This is a genomic window from Ensifer sp. GW101-20A05 (genome assembly GCF_059424735.1).
Genome location: NZ_JBWKZT010000005.1, coordinates 102,004 through 118,452, shown reverse-complemented (window position 1 = coordinate 118,452; position 16,449 = coordinate 102,004). Strand labels below are relative to the sequence as shown.

9 protein-coding genes are annotated in these 16,449 nt (G+C 62.9%); 4 read left to right on the top strand and 5 right to left on the bottom strand.

Going from position 1 to position 16,449, the window contains the following annotated elements; translation table 11 throughout:
* Window positions 1-25: 25 nt before the first annotated feature.
* Complete coding sequence (locus AC070A_RS15000) at window positions 26-1,915, bottom strand: MFS transporter (protein ID WP_057251995.1); 1,890 nt, start codon at window positions 1,913-1,915, stop codon at window positions 26-28.
* A 497-nt stretch (window positions 1,916-2,412) separates the two neighbouring features.
* Between AC070A_RS15000 and AC070A_RS14995 the strand changes: the two genes are divergently transcribed.
* Entirely contained in the window at window positions 2,413-3,447 is a 1,035-nt protein-coding gene (locus AC070A_RS14995) for an aspartate-semialdehyde dehydrogenase (RefSeq protein WP_057251996.1), read from the top strand.
* Window positions 3,448-3,641: 194 nt separating this feature from the next.
* Window positions 3,642-4,463 carry a lytic murein transglycosylase gene (locus tag AC070A_RS14990; RefSeq protein WP_093233510.1) on the top strand — a complete coding sequence of 274 codons (822 nt, stop codon included), beginning with the start codon at window positions 3,642-3,644 and terminating at the stop codon, window positions 4,461-4,463.
* An 88-nt stretch (window positions 4,464-4,551) separates the two neighbouring features.
* Here AC070A_RS14990 and AC070A_RS14985 read toward each other — a convergent pair whose 3' ends face one another.
* Both AC070A_RS14985 and pdxY read right to left on the bottom strand, forming a co-directional pair.
* Complete coding sequence (locus tag AC070A_RS14985; RefSeq protein WP_058327505.1) at window positions 4,552-5,205, bottom strand: carbonic anhydrase; 654 nt, start codon at window positions 5,203-5,205, stop codon at window positions 4,552-4,554.
* Window positions 5,206-5,335: 130 nt separating this feature from the next.
* Window positions 5,336-6,217 carry a pyridoxal kinase PdxY gene (pdxY, locus tag AC070A_RS14980; RefSeq protein WP_058321638.1) on the bottom strand — a complete coding sequence of 294 codons (882 nt, stop codon included), beginning with the start codon at window positions 6,215-6,217 and terminating at the stop codon, window positions 5,336-5,338.
* 285 nt (window positions 6,218-6,502) lie between these two features.
* On the opposite strand from pdxY, the gene AC070A_RS14975 reads away from it, so the two are divergent.
* Entirely contained in the window at window positions 6,503-11,296 is a 4,794-nt protein-coding gene (locus AC070A_RS14975; protein WP_112995100.1) for an NAD-glutamate dehydrogenase, read from the top strand.
* 186 nt (window positions 11,297-11,482) lie between these two features.
* Entirely contained in the window at window positions 11,483-12,910 is a 1,428-nt protein-coding gene (locus AC070A_RS14970; RefSeq protein ID WP_112995099.1) for an MFS transporter, read from the top strand.
* Between the two features lie 17 nt (window positions 12,911-12,927).
* Here the strand turns inward: AC070A_RS14970 and purH are convergent, their stop codons facing one another.
* Window positions 12,928-14,538 (bottom strand): bifunctional phosphoribosylaminoimidazolecarboxamide formyltransferase/IMP cyclohydrolase, encoded by a 1,611-nt coding sequence (gene purH / locus AC070A_RS14965; RefSeq protein WP_112995098.1) that lies wholly within the window; start codon window positions 14,536-14,538, stop codon window positions 12,928-12,930.
* A gap of 124 nt (window positions 14,539-14,662) precedes the next feature.
* Window positions 14,663-16,348, bottom strand: coding sequence for a heparinase II/III family protein (locus AC070A_RS14960; protein WP_113133126.1), 1,686 nt, complete (start codon window positions 16,346-16,348; stop codon window positions 14,663-14,665).
* Window positions 16,349-16,449 lie beyond the last annotated feature (101 nt).

Genomic DNA, 16,449 nt, shown 5'->3' with positions numbered 1-16,449 from the left:
CTCCCGGGAGCGCGTGACTGCAGACTTAGTCCATCGCGTGAATGTCGCGGTCCTTCGTTTCCGGCAGGAACAGGAGGCCAATGACCAGCGTGATGCCTGCGAAGACGATCGGGTACCAGAGGCCGTAGTAGATATCGCCCTGGGCAGCACTCATCGCGAAGGCCGTTGCCGGAAGCAGGCCACCGAACCAGCCGTTGCCGATGTGGTAGGGCAGCGACATGCCGGTGTAGCGGATGCGGGTCGGGAAGAGTTCGACCAGCAGCGCAGCGATCGGGCCGTAGACCATGGTCACGTAGATGACGAGCACGGTCAGAACGGCGATGATCGTCGTCCAGTTGACATTGGCGGGATCCGCCACCATCGCGTAGGTGCCGCCGCCCGCGATCGTGTAGACGGCCATTTCGGTGGCAGTGCCGACTTCATCCTTCGTCAACAGCTTGTCGGCGACGAGCTTGTCGGCCGGAACCATGGTCTTCTCGCCGCCGCGAACGGCAGCCGGATCAAGCGCCAGTTCCGGGTTGGCGGCGACAAAGCCGTCAAGCTTGGATTCCGGAACCTTTGCCGCACCACGAACCAGCGGGTAGCCGGCATTGTGAAGCGCCGTGTTGGTTTGCTTTTCGAAGGCGGCATTGGCAGCCTTGGCGCCATCGCCTGCGGCGACCGCGTCGTAGCTGTTGATCGTGGTTTCGCCGACCTTGACCGTTGCGGCCGTACCCGCGGCGGCCGTCGTTACCACGTCGTAGGGCACCGAGTTCTTGGTGAGGAATGCGGTTGCGATGTCGCACGAGGTGGTGAACTTCGCCGTGCCCGTCGGGTTGAACTGGAATTTGCAATCGCCGGGGGCCGCGGTCACCGTCGCGCGGACGGTTGCCTGGGCTTGAGCGAGTGCCGGGTTACCAGCCCAGGTCAGCGCCTTGAACAGCGGGAAGTAGGTGAGCATGGCAAGCAGCAGGCCGGCCATGATGATCGGCTTGCGGCCGATCTTGTCGGAGAGCCAGCCGAAGAGCACGAAGAAGCCCGTACCGATCAAGAGCGAAGCGGCGACCATGATATTTGCCGACTGGCCGTCCACCTTGAGCACGCCCGTCAGGAAGAACAGCGCGTAGAACTGACCGGAGTACCAGACGACGGCCTGGCCGACGACGGCACCAAACAGTGCCAGAAGCGCGATCTTGGCATTCTTCCACTGACCGAAAGCTTCCGACAACGGTGCCTTGGAGCCCTTGCCCTCTTCCTTCATCTTCTTGAAGGCCGGCGATTCGTTCATCTTCAGGCGGATCCAGACGGAAACGCCGAGAAGCACGACGGAGACGAGGAACGGAATGCGCCAACCCCAGGCAGCAAAGGCTTCCTTGCCGACCAGGAACTGGACGAGGAGGATCACCACCAACGACAGGAACAGACCGAGCGTCGCTGTCGTCTGGATCCAGGAGGTGAAGTAACCGCGGCGCCCGTGCGGCGCATGCTCGGCCACATAAGTGGCGGCACCGCCATATTCACCGCCGAGCGCCAGGCCCTGCAGCATGCGCAGCGCGATCAGCAGGATCGGTGCGGCAATGCCGATCGAGGCAGCGCCGGGCAGGATGCCGACCAGGAAGGTCGACAGACCCATGATCAGGATCGTCACGAGGAAGGTGTACTTGCGGCCGACGAGGTCACCGAGGCGACCGAAGACCAGGGCGCCGAACGGGCGAACGAGGAAGCCCGCGGCAAAGGCCAGAAGCGCGAAAATGTTACGCGTCGTTTCCGGATAGGAACTGAAGAAGGTCGCGCCGATATAGACGGCAAGCGAGCCGTAAAGATAGAAATCGTACCATTCGAACACGGTACCAAGCGACGAGGCGAAGATGACCTTCTTCTCCTCGCCGGTCATTGGACGCGTTTTTGCGTCGTCCACTGTCGCGACATTTGCCATTTCGTTTATCCTCCACTCCAAAACAGCTTGTTGGAGCGCCCATTGGCTGGTCCGGCATTCCTCCCTAGAACCGCCGGACGTGGTGCGCCTGTTGAAGAGGATGTCAGAAAACCTGCGGCGCAGGCAGAGATGCTTTCGGCTTATGACTTTCGTCTAATGCGGCGATCGACCGCGGACCACGCCGGGGAAGCCACCACGATGCAACGGCGTCTTGACTCTTCCCCAAAACCGCGTAAGAGCAGCGACGAACGAGGAAATCACCACCATGCGACCGATCGGTCCAGCCATCGCTGCTTTGATCCTGCCGGCCCTTGCCGCGGGGCAGGATGTCGATTTTTCGTTCGCTTGCAAAACAACGGCCAAAACGACGACGAAAACCGTCTGACGTCTCTGGCCCTCCGCTCTCTCCCCGGTAAGGCCGGGGACCGGAACCTTCGTGGCAACGCGCGCGGTTCCCCCTCCACCCGACGAGGAGAGACAGAAAGAGAGCTTAGATCATGGGTTTCAAGATTGCAGTCGCAGGCGCCACCGGCAATGTCGGCCGGGAGATGCTGAACATCCTTTCCGAACGCGGCTTTCCCGCGGATGAAGTGGTCGCGCTTGCTTCCGCCCGCTCCCAGGGCACGGAAGTTTCCTTTGGCGACAAGACCCTCAAGGTCAGGAACCTCGAAAACTACGATTTTTCCGATACCGATATCTGCCTGATGTCGGCCGGCGGCGCTGTTTCTCTCAAGTATTCGCCGAAGATCGGCCAGCAGGGCTGCGTCGTCATCGACAACTCTTCGGCCTGGCGCTACGACGCCGAAGTGCCGCTGATCGTGCCGGAAGTGAACCCGGACGCGATCTCGCTCTTCACCAAGAAGAACATCATCGCCAACCCGAATTGCTCGACGGCCCAGCTCGTCGTGGCGCTGAAGCCGCTGCACGACCATGCCAAGATCAAGCGCGTCGTCGTCTCGACCTACCAGTCGGTTTCCGGCGCCGGCAAGGACGGCATGGACGAACTCTTCAACCAGACCCGCGCCGTCTTCGTCGCTGATCCGATCGAATCGAAGAAGTTCACCAAGCGCATCGCCTTCAACGTCATCCCGCACATCGACGTGTTCATGGAAGACGGCTACACGAAGGAAGAGTGGAAGGTCCTGGCCGAAACCAAGAAGATGCTCGATCCGAAGATCAAGGTGACCTGCACGGCTGTGCGCGTTCCCGTCTTCATCGGCCATTCGGAATCGGTCAACATCGAGTTCGAGAACGAGATCACCGCAGACGAGGCCCGCGACATCCTGCGCGAAGCACCGGGTTGCCTGGTCGTCGACAAGCACGAAAACGGTGGCTACGTCACGCCTTACGAATGCGCCGGCGAAGATGCGACCTACATCTCGCGCATCCGCGAGGACGCAACCGTCGAAAACGGTCTCAACATCTGGGTCGTTTCCGACAACCTGCGCAAGGGTGCGGCACTCAACGCGATCCAGATTGCCGAGCTCCTGGTCAACCGCGGTCTCATCAAGCCGCGTAAGCAGGCCGCCTGAAACGGCAATTGAGCAATTCGTTCCCGCCGAGCCCATCCGGGCTTGGCGGGTTTCCTGTTTCACAATCGCGGGTCGTTTCGCCCCGGCTTCACGTGAAACCACGAAAAAGTTACCGCCGCTTCCGGCAGGTGACATGGCCGGCCAAGGCTGGCATTTTTGAAAGCAATGAGATTCGGGCTATGACGGGGTATTTCATGCACAGGGCAAAGTGCGTAGCGGTGGGGCTTGCTGCCCTGGTTTCGACTGTAGTTTTTCCGGCGGTGGCCTCCGCCGCCCAATGCGGCAACGACGGAAGCGGATTTGCTGCCTGGGTGCAGAATTTCAAGCAGGAAGCCTCAGGCAGCGGCATCAGCCCTGCGGTGCTCGACCGCGCCCTTTCCAGCGTCTCCTACAACAAGGCGACGATCCGCGCCGACCGCGGCCAGAAGAGCTTCAAGCTGTCGCTCGACCAGTTCATGCAGAAGCGCGGCGGTCAGACGATCATTTCCCGCGGCAAGAAGATGAAGCAGCAGAATGCGGCGCTCTTCACCAGCATTGAACGCCGCTTCGGCGTGCCCGCCGGCCCGCTGATCGCTATCTGGGGCATGGAAACAGGCTTTGGCGGCTTCATGGGCAAAGAGCATACGCTCTCGGCGGTTTCGACGCTCGCCTATGACTGCCGCCGCTCGGACTATTTCACCGACCAGCTCTATGCCGCCCTGCAGCTTGTACAGCGCGGTGACCTGAGCCCCGATGCGCGCGGTGCGGCCCACGGCGAGATAGGGCAGACCCAGTTCCTGCCGGCCAACGTCCTGAAATACGGCGTCGATGGCGACGGCAACGGCCACATCGACATGGTTCGCTCCAAGGCCGACGCGCTGGCCTCGACCGCCAACTTCCTGCGCGGTCACGGCTGGCAGCCGGGTGCCGGCTATCAACAAGGCCAGGCGAATTTCGGCGCGATCCAGGGCTGGAACGCGGCAACCGTCTACCAGCAGGCAATCGCCATCATCGGCGCCGAGATCGACGGCCTCTGATCGAACCCAATTCGCGCATCTCTCCGGATGCACGATGCCTTTCGGAAGATTGCAAAGCCCGGATCGTCGATTCGGGCTTTTTTGCTGGTTACATGCCCGGGCGGGAGAAGTCGCCGGTCGCGGGATCCATGATCCAAAGCTCGCCGGTCGAGATGTCGAACCAGGCGCCGTGCAGATGCAGCTTGCCCTTGGCTTCGAGGATCTGAACACAAGGGAAGGTGCGCAGGTTGGCAAGCGAGTTGCGGATCGAGACCCGCTCGAGCGCACGCTGCCGCTCCGCCTGGGTCATGACGTCGTTGCTTTGGATCTGCTCGGCGGCCGGCTTCAGGAGGTTCATCCAGCGACCGATGAAATCGCCCGGCGACAAGGGCTCGGCATCAGGATCGAGCACCGCCTTGATACCGCCGCAGCGGCCATGCCCCATCACGACGATGTCGCTGACGCGGAGCGACTGCACGGCGAACTCAAGCGCGGCCGACGTCGAATGGTAATGGCCGTCCGGCTCATAGGGCGGCATGAGATTGGCGACGTTGCGCACGACGAAGAGTTCACCCGGCCCGCTGTCGAAGATCGTTTCCGGCGCCGCCCGCGAATCGCAACAGGCAACAACCATCGTCCTCGGCTTCTGGCCGGTTTCCGCCAGCACCTTGTAGCGCTTCTGCTGTTCGCTGAAGCGGCCATTCATGAAGTTGTGGTAGCCGTTCAGAAGGTGGTCCGGAAAACGCTGTTGCTGCTTGTCCATCGATTACTCCGCTGCTGCTTCGAGCGGGATGAGCGGACTTCCGCCCGCATCACGCCCCGCCATGAATATCATCATGACCTAAAGTTCAATCCACGATGCGACAAGGGCTGCTGCCCATGAACAGTTTCTTCTATTTGCGCCGCATCTGATTCGGATGCACCAGGCGGCGCATCTGCACCATCGCCATCGGCGTCGAAAGGCTCGAAGCGTCCTGCTCGATCGTCAACTCGTCGGCACCGCGTTTGACGCTCCGCGCGATGATCTCGAACACGCTTGCGGTCGCCATCTGCAATGCGCGCTCTTCCGATAGTCCTTCGAGAAGCCGCGCGAGAAACAGGGCAGTCAGCAAGTCTCCGGTGCCATTCGGCGGGTTCTCGACGAGCCGATGTTCGGCGAGCAGCGCGTGATTGCCCGAAAGGAAGAGATTGCCGGTACCGCCGCTCATCATCGGCACCGCTGAGGTCACCAGCACGCGGGCCGGACCGAGGCCGAGGGCGGCATCGAGGATCGCCGTATTGGTCTCCAGCGTCGCGCCGGCGAGCCAGGCGAGCTCGAAGCGGTTCGGCGTCGCCAGGTTGGCGAGCGGCAGCAGCTGGTCGCGGATGGCCGTCGCGGTCGCCTCCGGAACATAGAGCCCGCCGGCGTCGCCAATGACGGGATCGCAGGCGTAGATCAGCTTGGGATTACGTTCCCTGAGAGTCGTCACCAACCGCACAACGCCTTCGGCCTGACCGGGCGATCCGAGATAGCCCGAAAGCACGGCGCGCACCTCCCCGACCCAGGGCGCGGCAATGAGATCGTCGATCATCGACTGGAAATCCGCGTCTGAAATGGTGACGCGGGTCGAGCGCCCGTGTCCGGGATGCCAGGGAAGAATGACCGTCGGCAGTGCCCAGACCGGATGCCCCAGCGTCTCCAACGCGAACACCGCGGCCCGGTTGCCGACCTTGCCACGCACGACATGGCTCGAGATGACGATGACGGCGCCGGGCAGGGAGGGCATTTCGGGCATCGACGAGTCCAATCCTTCGGTCTACAAACTCTGATCACCCGACTGTCACCGCCCTGTCAACAGGCGATGGCAGATAGGTCCGGTGGAAGCCGCCGGCGTTTTCGTGCTTTTTCATCGATTTTCGAGCAATTTTCGCGAAATTGCCTTCGATTTAAATGGATTTAAGCTGTTTTCACGTGAAATTCTCCAATTTTCGGCTCGATTTTGCCGAAATCGGCGTAAATAGCGGTCGCCATTAGCCATGGTTCTGATAGGGTTTGGCCTATCATGAGTGGGAGAGACTTCATGGGCGTGAAATACAATCCGAAGCGGGACAGACACATCGACGCAGCAAAGGCGGCCGCCATCAAACTGGGCGTCGACGCGCTGGCGCCGGAGAGCCTCTTCGGTGGGGCCAGCAACGATGACCTCGATCTTTATTCGGCGGACATGCTGGCGCTGATTGCAGCCCATGCGCATCGTGAACTCGCCCGCTGGGATGGCGGCAAGCCGCAAGTTTCGGTCGAAACCGTCGCCGGCGTCGCGCCGGGTGGCACCGAGGTTTCGATCATCGCGATCACCGAACACAACATGCCGTTCCTCTATGATTCGGTCATGGGGGAAATCACCAGCACGCACCGCGATATCCACCTTGCGATCCATCCCATCCTGGTCAAGGAACCGGGCAAGCCGGTAAAACTCTTCGATCCGGAAGAGGCAAGCGATCCGGCGCACCGCGTCAGCCACATCCAGATCCACTTGACGAAGCTGGCGCCCGTCGAAGCCGAGCAGCTCAGCAACCGCATCCGCGACGTGCTGGAGCAGGTACACCAGACGGTACACGACTGGCCGGCGATGACGGCGCTGCTCGACCAGGCCGTGCAGGAACTCGAGGCCTACAACGCCTCGCGCAAGAAAAGCGACCGTGATGAGGCGCTCGCCTTCCTTCGCTGGCTGCGCGACAACAACTTCACCTTTATCGGCATGCGCGAGTATACCTACTCGGGCAAGGGCGGAAAGGCGACGGTCGAGCGCGGCAAGGGCAGGGGCCTCGGCATCCTCTCCAACCCCGACGTGCGCGTTCTGCGCCAGGGCAAGGACGCAGTACTGACCACGCCGGAAATCCTCGCCTTCCTCGACGGCCCCGATTTCCTGATCGTCACCAAGGCCAACGTGAAATCGGTCGTCCATCGCCGCGCCTATATGGACTATATCGGCATCAAGCGCTTCGATGCCGACGGCAATGTCGCCGGCGAGTTGCGCATTGTCGGCCTGTTCACTTCCTCGGCCTATACCCGCCAGGCGGCTGAAATCCCGTTGCTGCGCCACAAGATCGAGAAGATCGTCGACCATTTCGGCTACGACCCGCAGAGCCACTCCGGCAAGATGCTGGACAACACGCTCGAATCCTATCCGCGCGACGACCTCTTCCAGATCGATGTCGGTCTGCTCGCCGCCTTCTGCGAACAGATCAACGAGTTGGGCGACCGGCCGCGCATCCGCGTCCTGCCGCGCATCGACCATTTCGACCGCTTTGTCTCGGTCATCGTCTTCGTGCCGCGCGAACAATATGATTCCGACGTACGCGAAAAGATCGGCGACTACCTGAAGACCGCCTATGACGGCCGCGTTTCGGCCTATTACCCGGCCTTCCCCGAAGGCGGTCTGGCGCGCGTCCACTTCATCATAGGCCGCACCAGCGGCAAGACCCCGCGCATTCCGCAGGCCAAGCTTGAAGAGGCCGTTCGCGGCATCGTCACGCGCTGGATCGATCGGTTCGACCTTCTCGCCCGTAAGGACGGCATCGAGCTTGATGTCGACGGCGCCTACCAGTCGTTCTTCACGCCGGCGGAAGCCTATGCCGACCTTGCAGACATTGCCGCCTGCAAGGCGGAAGATCCGATCCGGATCTCGTTCTACAACTATAACCGCCCGGTCAACCGTCCTGACACGGCCGAGCTGAAGATCTTCCATGCCGGCGAGCCCGTGTCGCTGTCGCGCCGCGTGCCGCTGCTGGAAAACCTCGGCTTCCGGGTCATCAGCGAACAGACCTACGACCTCAATGTCGGCAGGCACGGCGAGGACAAGCACCGCGTCGTGCTGCACGACATGGAGCTGATCCATCGCGACGGCCTTGCGCTCAATCTCGAAAAGTCGGGTGCGGCGCTGGAGGAAGCCTTCCTCGCCGCCTGGAACGGCACGATCGAGGACGACAACTTCAACCGGCTGATCCTGCTTGCGGGCCTCAATGCCCGCGAAGTCACGGTGCTGCGCGCCTATTCCCGCTATCTGCGCCAGGCCGGCATCACCTATTCGCAGGGCTATATCGCCGACACGCTGAACAAGTATCCGGCGATCGCAGCCGATATCTTCAAGCTGTTCGTGACCCGGATGGATCCGAAGCTCGAGGAAAAGCCGCGTGCAAAGAAGTGCAGCGCCCTGCTTTCCGCGATCGAGGACGCGCTGTCTGCCGTTCCGAGCCTCGACGAGGATCGCATCCTGCGCCGCTACGTCAACGCGATCGAAGCGACGCTCCGGACCAACTACTTCCAGCATGGCGCCGACGGCAAGCCGCGCGCGGTTCTCGCCTTCAAGCTTGACCCGAAGCAGCTCGACGGCCTGCCGGAACCGCGTCCGTTCCGCGAAATCTTCGTCTACGGCACCGAGGTCGAGGGCGTGCACCTGCGCTTCGGCAAGGTCGCCCGTGGCGGCCTGCGCTGGTCGGACCGCGCCCAGGACTACCGCACGGAAGTGCTTGGCCTCGTCAAGGCGCAGCAGGTCAAGAACGCCGTCATCGTACCGGTTGGCGCCAAGGGCGGCTTCTATCCGAAGCAACTCCCCGTCGGCGGCACCCGTGACGAGGTCTTCAGGGCCGGTACCGAAGCCTACAAGACCTACATCCGCACTCTGCTTTCGGTGACTGACAACATCGTCGGCCAGGATATCGTGCCGCCCGCCGATACGCTGCGCCGCGATGGTGACGACCCCTATTTCGTCGTTGCCGCCGACAAGGGCACTGCGACCTTCTCCGACACGGCCAACGGCCTGGCGCAGGAAGCGGGCTTCTGGCTTGACGACGCCTTCGCCTCGGGCGGCTCCGCCGGCTACGACCACAAGAAGATGGGCATCACCGCCCGCGGCGCCTGGGAGACCGTCAAGCGGCACTTCCGCGAGATGGACATCGACATCCAGACGACGCCCTTCACCGTTGCCGGCGTCGGCGACATGTCCGGTGACGTCTTCGGCAACGGCATGCTGCTCTCGGAGAAGATCCGCCTGATCGCGGCCTTCGACCACCGCGACATCTTCATCGATCCGTCGCCGGATATCGATGCCTCGTTCGCCGAGCGCACGCGCATGTTCGCTCTGCCGCGTTCGAGCTGGCAGGACTATGACCGCAAGACGCTGTCCGAGGGCGCGATGATCATCTCGCGTGCCGAAAAGTCGGTGACGCTCACGCCTCAGGCGATGGCCGCCATCGGCCTCGACAAGCAGAAGGCAACGCCCTTCGAGATAATGAATGCGATCCTGAAGAACCAGGTCGATCTGCTATGGTTCGGCGGCATCGGCACCTACATCCGCGGCAGCAACGAAACGGATGCGGAAGTCGGCGACCGCGCCAACGATGCCATCCGTGTGACGGCCGAAGAGGTCCGCGCCCGCGTCATCGGCGAGGGCGCTAACCTGGGCGTTACCCAGAAGGGCCGCATCGGCTTCGGCCTCAATGGCGGCCGCTGCAACTCGGACGCCATCGACAACTCGGCCGGCGTCAACTCCTCCGACGTCGAGGTCAACATCAAGATCGCGCTTGCTTCGGCCATGCGCGATGGTCGCCTGACCCGCCCGAAGCGCAATACGCTGCTCGCCTCGATGACCGAGGAAGTGGGCCATCTGGTGCTGCGCAACAACTACGAGCAATCGCTGGCGATCTCGCTGACCGCGATGCAAGGGCTCGGCAACCGCACGACGCTTGGCCGGCTCATGACGCGCCTCGAGGCCGACGGCCATCTCAACCGCAAGGTCGAGACGCTGCCGACCGACCAGGCGATGACCGAGCGCTACCAGGCAGGCAAGCCGTTGACCCGCGCGGAAATCGGCGTGTTGCTTTCCTACTCCAAGCTCGTTCTCTTCGATGAACTGATTGCGAGCGAACTGCCCGACGATCCGTACTTCACGGCAACGCTGGAGCGCTACTTCCCGGGCAAGATGCGCAAGACCTATGCCGGCGACATTCACGGCCATCGCCTGCGCCGCGAAATCATCGCGACGATCCTCGCCAACGAAGTCATCAACCGCGGTGGCCCGGCCTTCGTCTCGACGCTGACGGATGCCACCGGCTTCCTCTCGGCCGACGTCGTCAAGGCCGCTGTGCTGGCGCTCGACGGCTTCGACCTGCCGCGGATCTATGACGAGATCGACGCACTCGACAACAAGATCGGCGGCGGCCTGCAGAACATCCTCTACCAGGAAGTCGGTCGCATCTTCACACTCGTCACCGAGCGGGCGTTGCGTACCCACGCGGCGACCGGCTCGGTCTCCGAAGCCGTATCGCGTCTCGGCGACGGCCTGCAGAAGCTGCGCGCTACCATGCGGACCGCCGTCTCCGGCGAGAGCGCCGAAGAGGCCCGGTTGAAGACGGCTGCCTTCGTCGAGGGCGGGGTACCCGCCAAGCTCGCCGAGGAGATTTCGGAACTGGCGTTGATGACGCTCGTGCCCGAGATCATGCAGATTGCCGCTGAAACCGGCGAAACGCTGAGCCGCACGGCCCAGGGCTACTTCGCCGTCACCGACACGCTTCGGATCAACCGCCTGCTTGCGGCGTCCGATCGTGTTCCGGCAACGGAGCAGTTCGAGGCAATGGCTCTGTCGCGGGCCGTATCCGATATCGCCGCAGCGCGGCGGGATATCACCGCGGCAGCGCTGCGCGAGCAGAAGAAGGACCGCAATCCGGTAGCCGCCTGGGAAGAGAGCGAACGCGTCCGAGTCGCCCAGGCGACCGGCCAGCTGCGGCTCCTGACCGAGAAGGGCGAAACGACGCTCGCCAAGATCACCGTTGCTGCAGGTCTCCTCAATGACCTCGCACGCGGTAGGGCGAAGTAAGGCATTTTATCCCGTACCGATCGGCGCGGGTTGGATGGAACCGGCCCGCCTGAACGGGACAAACGCAGATGCGGGCAGTTTTTTCGTCCGCATCCTGCTCTGGACCTTTTGGAATCGGTGGGATTGAAGATAGGCTGCGCCGCGCGTTCGAGAGGACGCGCGGCGCAGTCGTTTCGGGAGGGGACCTTGCAGATTTCGGCCGAGAGGACTGAGGAACAACCGCGGGCGTCGCGCGCGGGCATCGCTGGCTGGATGCTGTTCGACTGGGCGGCGCAACCCTTCTTCACGGTCATCACCACCTTCATCTTCGGCCCCTACTTCGTCTCGCGCCTGACGGAGGATCACGCCGTCGGCCAGGCGATGTGGGGCTATACGCTGACGGTTTCCGGCATCATTATCGCCGTGCTTTCACCGGTACTTGGCTCGATCGCCGATGCGACGGGGCCGCGCAAACCCTGGATCGCCTTCTTTGCGGTCATCAAGATCGCATCACTCGCCATGCTCTGGTTCGCGGCACCCGGCTCGCCCATCCTCTACCCGGCGATCTTCATGATCCTCGCAAGCATCGCGGCCGAGTTCTCGATCGTCTTCAACGATTCGATGATGCCGCGCCTCGTTCCGGAGAAGGACGTCGGCCGCATCTCGAATATCGCCTGGGGGCTTGGCTATCTCGGCGGCATGATCGTGCTGATCGCCGTCGTGGCACTCCTTGCCGGCAGCCCCGAGACCGGCAAGACGGCAGCCGGCATCGATCCGTTGTTTGGTCTCGATCCTGCCAAGGGAGAGGATGCGCGCATCACCGGCCCGATCTCGGCGCTTTGGTACCTCGTCTTCATCCTGCCGATGTTCCTGTTCACCCCGGATGCGACTAAGGCGACCATGTCGCTTGGCAAGGCAACCGTCACCGGCCTTCGGGAATTGAAGGGCACGCTCGGCGAACTCAAGGAAAGAACGGGCATTCTGCGCTTCCTCATCGCGCGCATGATCTTCCAGGATGGCGTCAACGGCCTTCTGGCGCTTGGCGGCACCTTCGCCGCCGCAATGTTTGGCTGGCGGACGCTGGAACTCGGCATCTACGGCATCATCTTGAACGTCGTCGCCATCGGCGGCTGCCTCTATGCAAGCAGGCTTGATACGCGGCTCGGCTCCAAGGTCATCGTCACTGCCAGCCTGATCTGCCTGACATTGGCAACGATCGGCATCGTCTCGACCGGCCCGGGCTTCACCCTGTTCGGTCTCATGCCGCTGTCGACGGAGGATACCGGGGGCCTGTTCGGCACGGCGGCTGAGAAGGCCTACATCCTCTATGGCCTCTTGGTTGGCATAGCCTTCGGCCCGGTTCAGGCCTCGTCGCGTTCATATCTTGCCCGCAGCGTCAGCCTGGACGAGGCCGGGCGCTACTTCGGTCTCTATGCGCTTTCCGGCCGCGCCACGTCGTTCCTTGCCCCTGCCTCGGTCGCGACGATCACGCTTGCCACCGGTTCGGCCCGCATCGGCATGATGGCCCTCATCGCGTTTCTGGTCGTTGGCCTGTTGATCCTCCTGCGCACGCCCTATCCGGCTGACGACGGGCGCAAAAAAACCGCCGCATCCTTCGGACGCGACGGCCTCTGACTTGTCGTTCACGCGCCTTAGTGGCGGAAGTGGCGCATACCGGTGAAGACCATGGCAACGCCGTGCTCGTTGGCAGCGGCAATCACCTCTTCGTCACGCATCGAGCCGCCCGGCTGGATGACGGCGGTGGCACCTGCGGCAATCGCCGAGAGCAGACCGTCAGCAAAGGGCAGGAAGGCTTCGGAGGCGACGGCGGAGCCCTTGGTGAGCGGCGTCGCGAGACCGAGCGCCTTGGCCGCTTCCTCGGCCTTGATCGCAGCGATGCGGGCGGAATCGACGCGGCTCATCTGGCCAGCGCCGATGCCGGCGGTCTGGCCGTCCTTGGCATAGACGATCGCGTTCGACTTGACGTGTTTCGCCACCTTGAAGGCGAACTTCATGTCCTCGAGTTCCTGGGCCGTCGGCGCGCGCTTGGTCACGACCTTGAGCTCGAGATCTTCGACCATGCCGTTGTCGCGCGTCTGCACCAGCAGACCGCCTGAGACGGTCTTGGCCGCAAGGCCGGGAATGCGCGGGTCCGGCAGGCCACCGGTCGAAAGCAGGCGAAGGTTTGGCTTGCGGGCGATGACCGCCTTGGCAGCATCGCTGACGGAAGGCGCGATGATCACTTCGGTGAAGAGCTTGACGATTTCTTCCGCCGTTTCCGCATCGAGTTCCTGGTTGAGCGCGATGATGCCGCCGAACGCCGACGTGGAATCGCAGGCAAGCGCCCGGCGATAGGCTTCCGTCAGCGTCGGTGCCGTTGCAACGCCGCAAGGATTGGCGTGCTTGATGATGGCACAGGCCGGCGCCTTCTCCGGCAGGAATTCGGCGACCAGTTCGAAGGCCGCATCCGTGTCGTTGATGTTGTTGTAGGAGAGCTGCTTGCCCTGAAGCAGCGTCGCGGTGGCGACACCCGGGCGGTTCTCGCCGGTGAGATAAAAGCCCGCCTTCTGATGCGGGTTCTCGCCGTAGCGCATCTCTTCCTTGAGCACGCCGCCGATCACCCGGTGGCGCGGCATCGGCGTATCGAGCGCCTCGGCGAACCAGTTGGAGATGGCTGCATCGTAAGCCGCGGTGCGGGCATAGGCCTTGGCCGCCATCTTCTGGCGGAAGGCATAGGTCGTCTTGCCGGCAGCAAGCTCTTCCAAAAGAACCGGATAGTCGGCCGGATCGGTGACGATCGTCACATAGGCATGGTTCTTGGCCGAGGCGCGGATCATTGCCGGGCCGCCGATGTCGATGTTTTCGACTGTGGTCGGATAGTCGCCGCCCTGGGCGCGGACTTCTTCGAAGGGATAGAGGTTGATGATCGCAAGGTCGATCGCGGTGATGCCGTGCGTCGACATCGCGGCGACGTGATCGGCATCGTCGCGGATCGCGAGCAAGCCGCCGTGCACGCCCGGATGCAGCGTCTTCACGCGGCCATCCATGACTTCAGGAAAGCCGGTCAGTTCGGAAACGTCGCTCACCGGCAGGCCGGCCTCCGAGAGCGCCTTGTGCGTGCCGCCGGTCGATACGAGCCGGATGCCCTTTTCATGAAGAGCGCGCGCCAGATCGACGACGCCTGCTTTATCGGACACGGAGAGGAGGGCGGTGCGGACCGTAACCTCGTTCGGGGCGGGGATTTTCTTCGAGGCGACAGCCATCACCATGCTCCTTTGGCGGCGCCGGACGCCCGGGAGGAAGCTCCGGCGGTTGGGATGGCTGCCCGTTAGCATAGCTTGTCTGGAGAAGGAACCTCCACGAGACGGTAGCGCTAAAATAAGCACCTCAGTTCACGCGCGAGAAGGTCCACTGGATCTCCGGCTGACGGGCGACGGCGAAGGTTACGGTCAGTTGCGACGACGCGCGGATGCCCGAAGGATCGGCAAAGAAGATGTCCTCCTCCACCGCAAGCTCTCCGTCCTGGCAGGCAAAGAGCCAGATTTCGCCATCCGGCGCGGTCAGAAAGATCTCGCGCGCATTATTCTGGCGGATGCCCACGGCCGGATGAATGTGGAAACGCGCGACAGCCGTTGCCGTATTGCCGTCGTCCGGATCACTGCCATCGGCCCGCGACAGCCGGTCGCGGCCACGGATCATGCGGCCGCCGTTCAGGACGCCGATGTCGCGTTCGTGGACCAGGTCGAAGGCCGCAAGATAACCGTCATGACTTGCCGTCACCGACTCCAGCCCGCCAGGCTCGTCTTTCCGTGCCACCGTTACCTTCGAAACGCCTGTCGTCATGATCGGCCCCAGGAAACGGGAGTGCGAGAAGCGCGAAGAGGACGTGTCGTTGACGGTGACAGTGGAATGCGCTGCGGTCGTGCGCGACATCTGCCGGAAACGGTCGCCGGCAAATTTCGGGGCACCGGAATTGACGACGAAGCGCGTCTTGCCCGACGACATTTCGAAGGACAGGCAGCCGGCATGGGCGCTGCGCGAGAGATCGACGGAAAGCGGCCGGCCGGTATCCATGATGACGACCGTGTTCTCGATCGCCAGACGCTCGTAATGCGCATGGGGCAGCGAACGGAACGGTTCGCCTGCGGTCTCGTCATAACGCAGCACCGAGGCCAGTTCGTGCGCCAGGACCGACGTCGCGCCGTTGAACAGCGCGAGCTCGCCGCCCTGATGGCGGAAAAAGCGCAGGGCCGGATACATGCGGTCGATGCAGGGGATCAGCCGCGACGGCACGTCATGGCCGAGATTGACGTAGGTCTGCCGAAGCGGCAGCAGATCGAGCAGCAATTCGAGCCCGGCCCGCGGGCTGCGCGAGCAATGGCTGCCATCCGGCAGGATCTGGCGATCGAGTTCGAGGTCGAGATGGCGCGAGGCTTTGCGAATGGCGCTCGGCGAAGCTGGCATGGCGACCGACGCCATGGCAAGCGCAAGCCGCACCCGAAGCCTCGCCTCGCCATCGCGCACCGTCTCTGCGATGTGGCGCAGGTAGCGCACCTGAAGCGCCAGACTCTTCAGGAAACGGCGATAGAAACCATGCTCCGCATTGCGCAAAACAACGGGCGAGTGGGAAAGCCAGGCAATGATACGCTGGGCGATGATATCCGGATCCCAGGCAATGCCGCCGAGATCGCGGCCGTGGGTGGCGATCCAGTCGTCGACGATCTGGCGCAAACGCACATAGCCGGCATCCTCGCGGATCGCACGCAGGTGCCTCAGCCAGCCGAAGGAGTGGAGACGCGCCGCGAACTCGCGCGACGGCAGGTCGATCTCGAACGGCGACTCGCCTTCCGTATCGACAACGCGGCCGGCAAGCGGGAAACGGCCGGCGAGAATTTCTTCGGCAACAAAGGGATCGACGGCTCTAAGATCGGTCGGCGCGACGATCAGGCGGTTGGGCGTCGAGCCAGTAAAACGCAAAGTGGAGACGCGACCGATCGACAGCCGGCGCGACACCCGGCGCCAACCTTCACGCACATACAGGTAAGAAAGCCTCCGCCTGCCGGAAAACAACATCAAGGCCGCCGGTTTCCTCATTTCTGGCACGACCGCTCAAGACATCTGAACGGGCGATGGTCTCGCGCCAGCCGCCGCATGGTGTCAGAGAGACCGTTAAA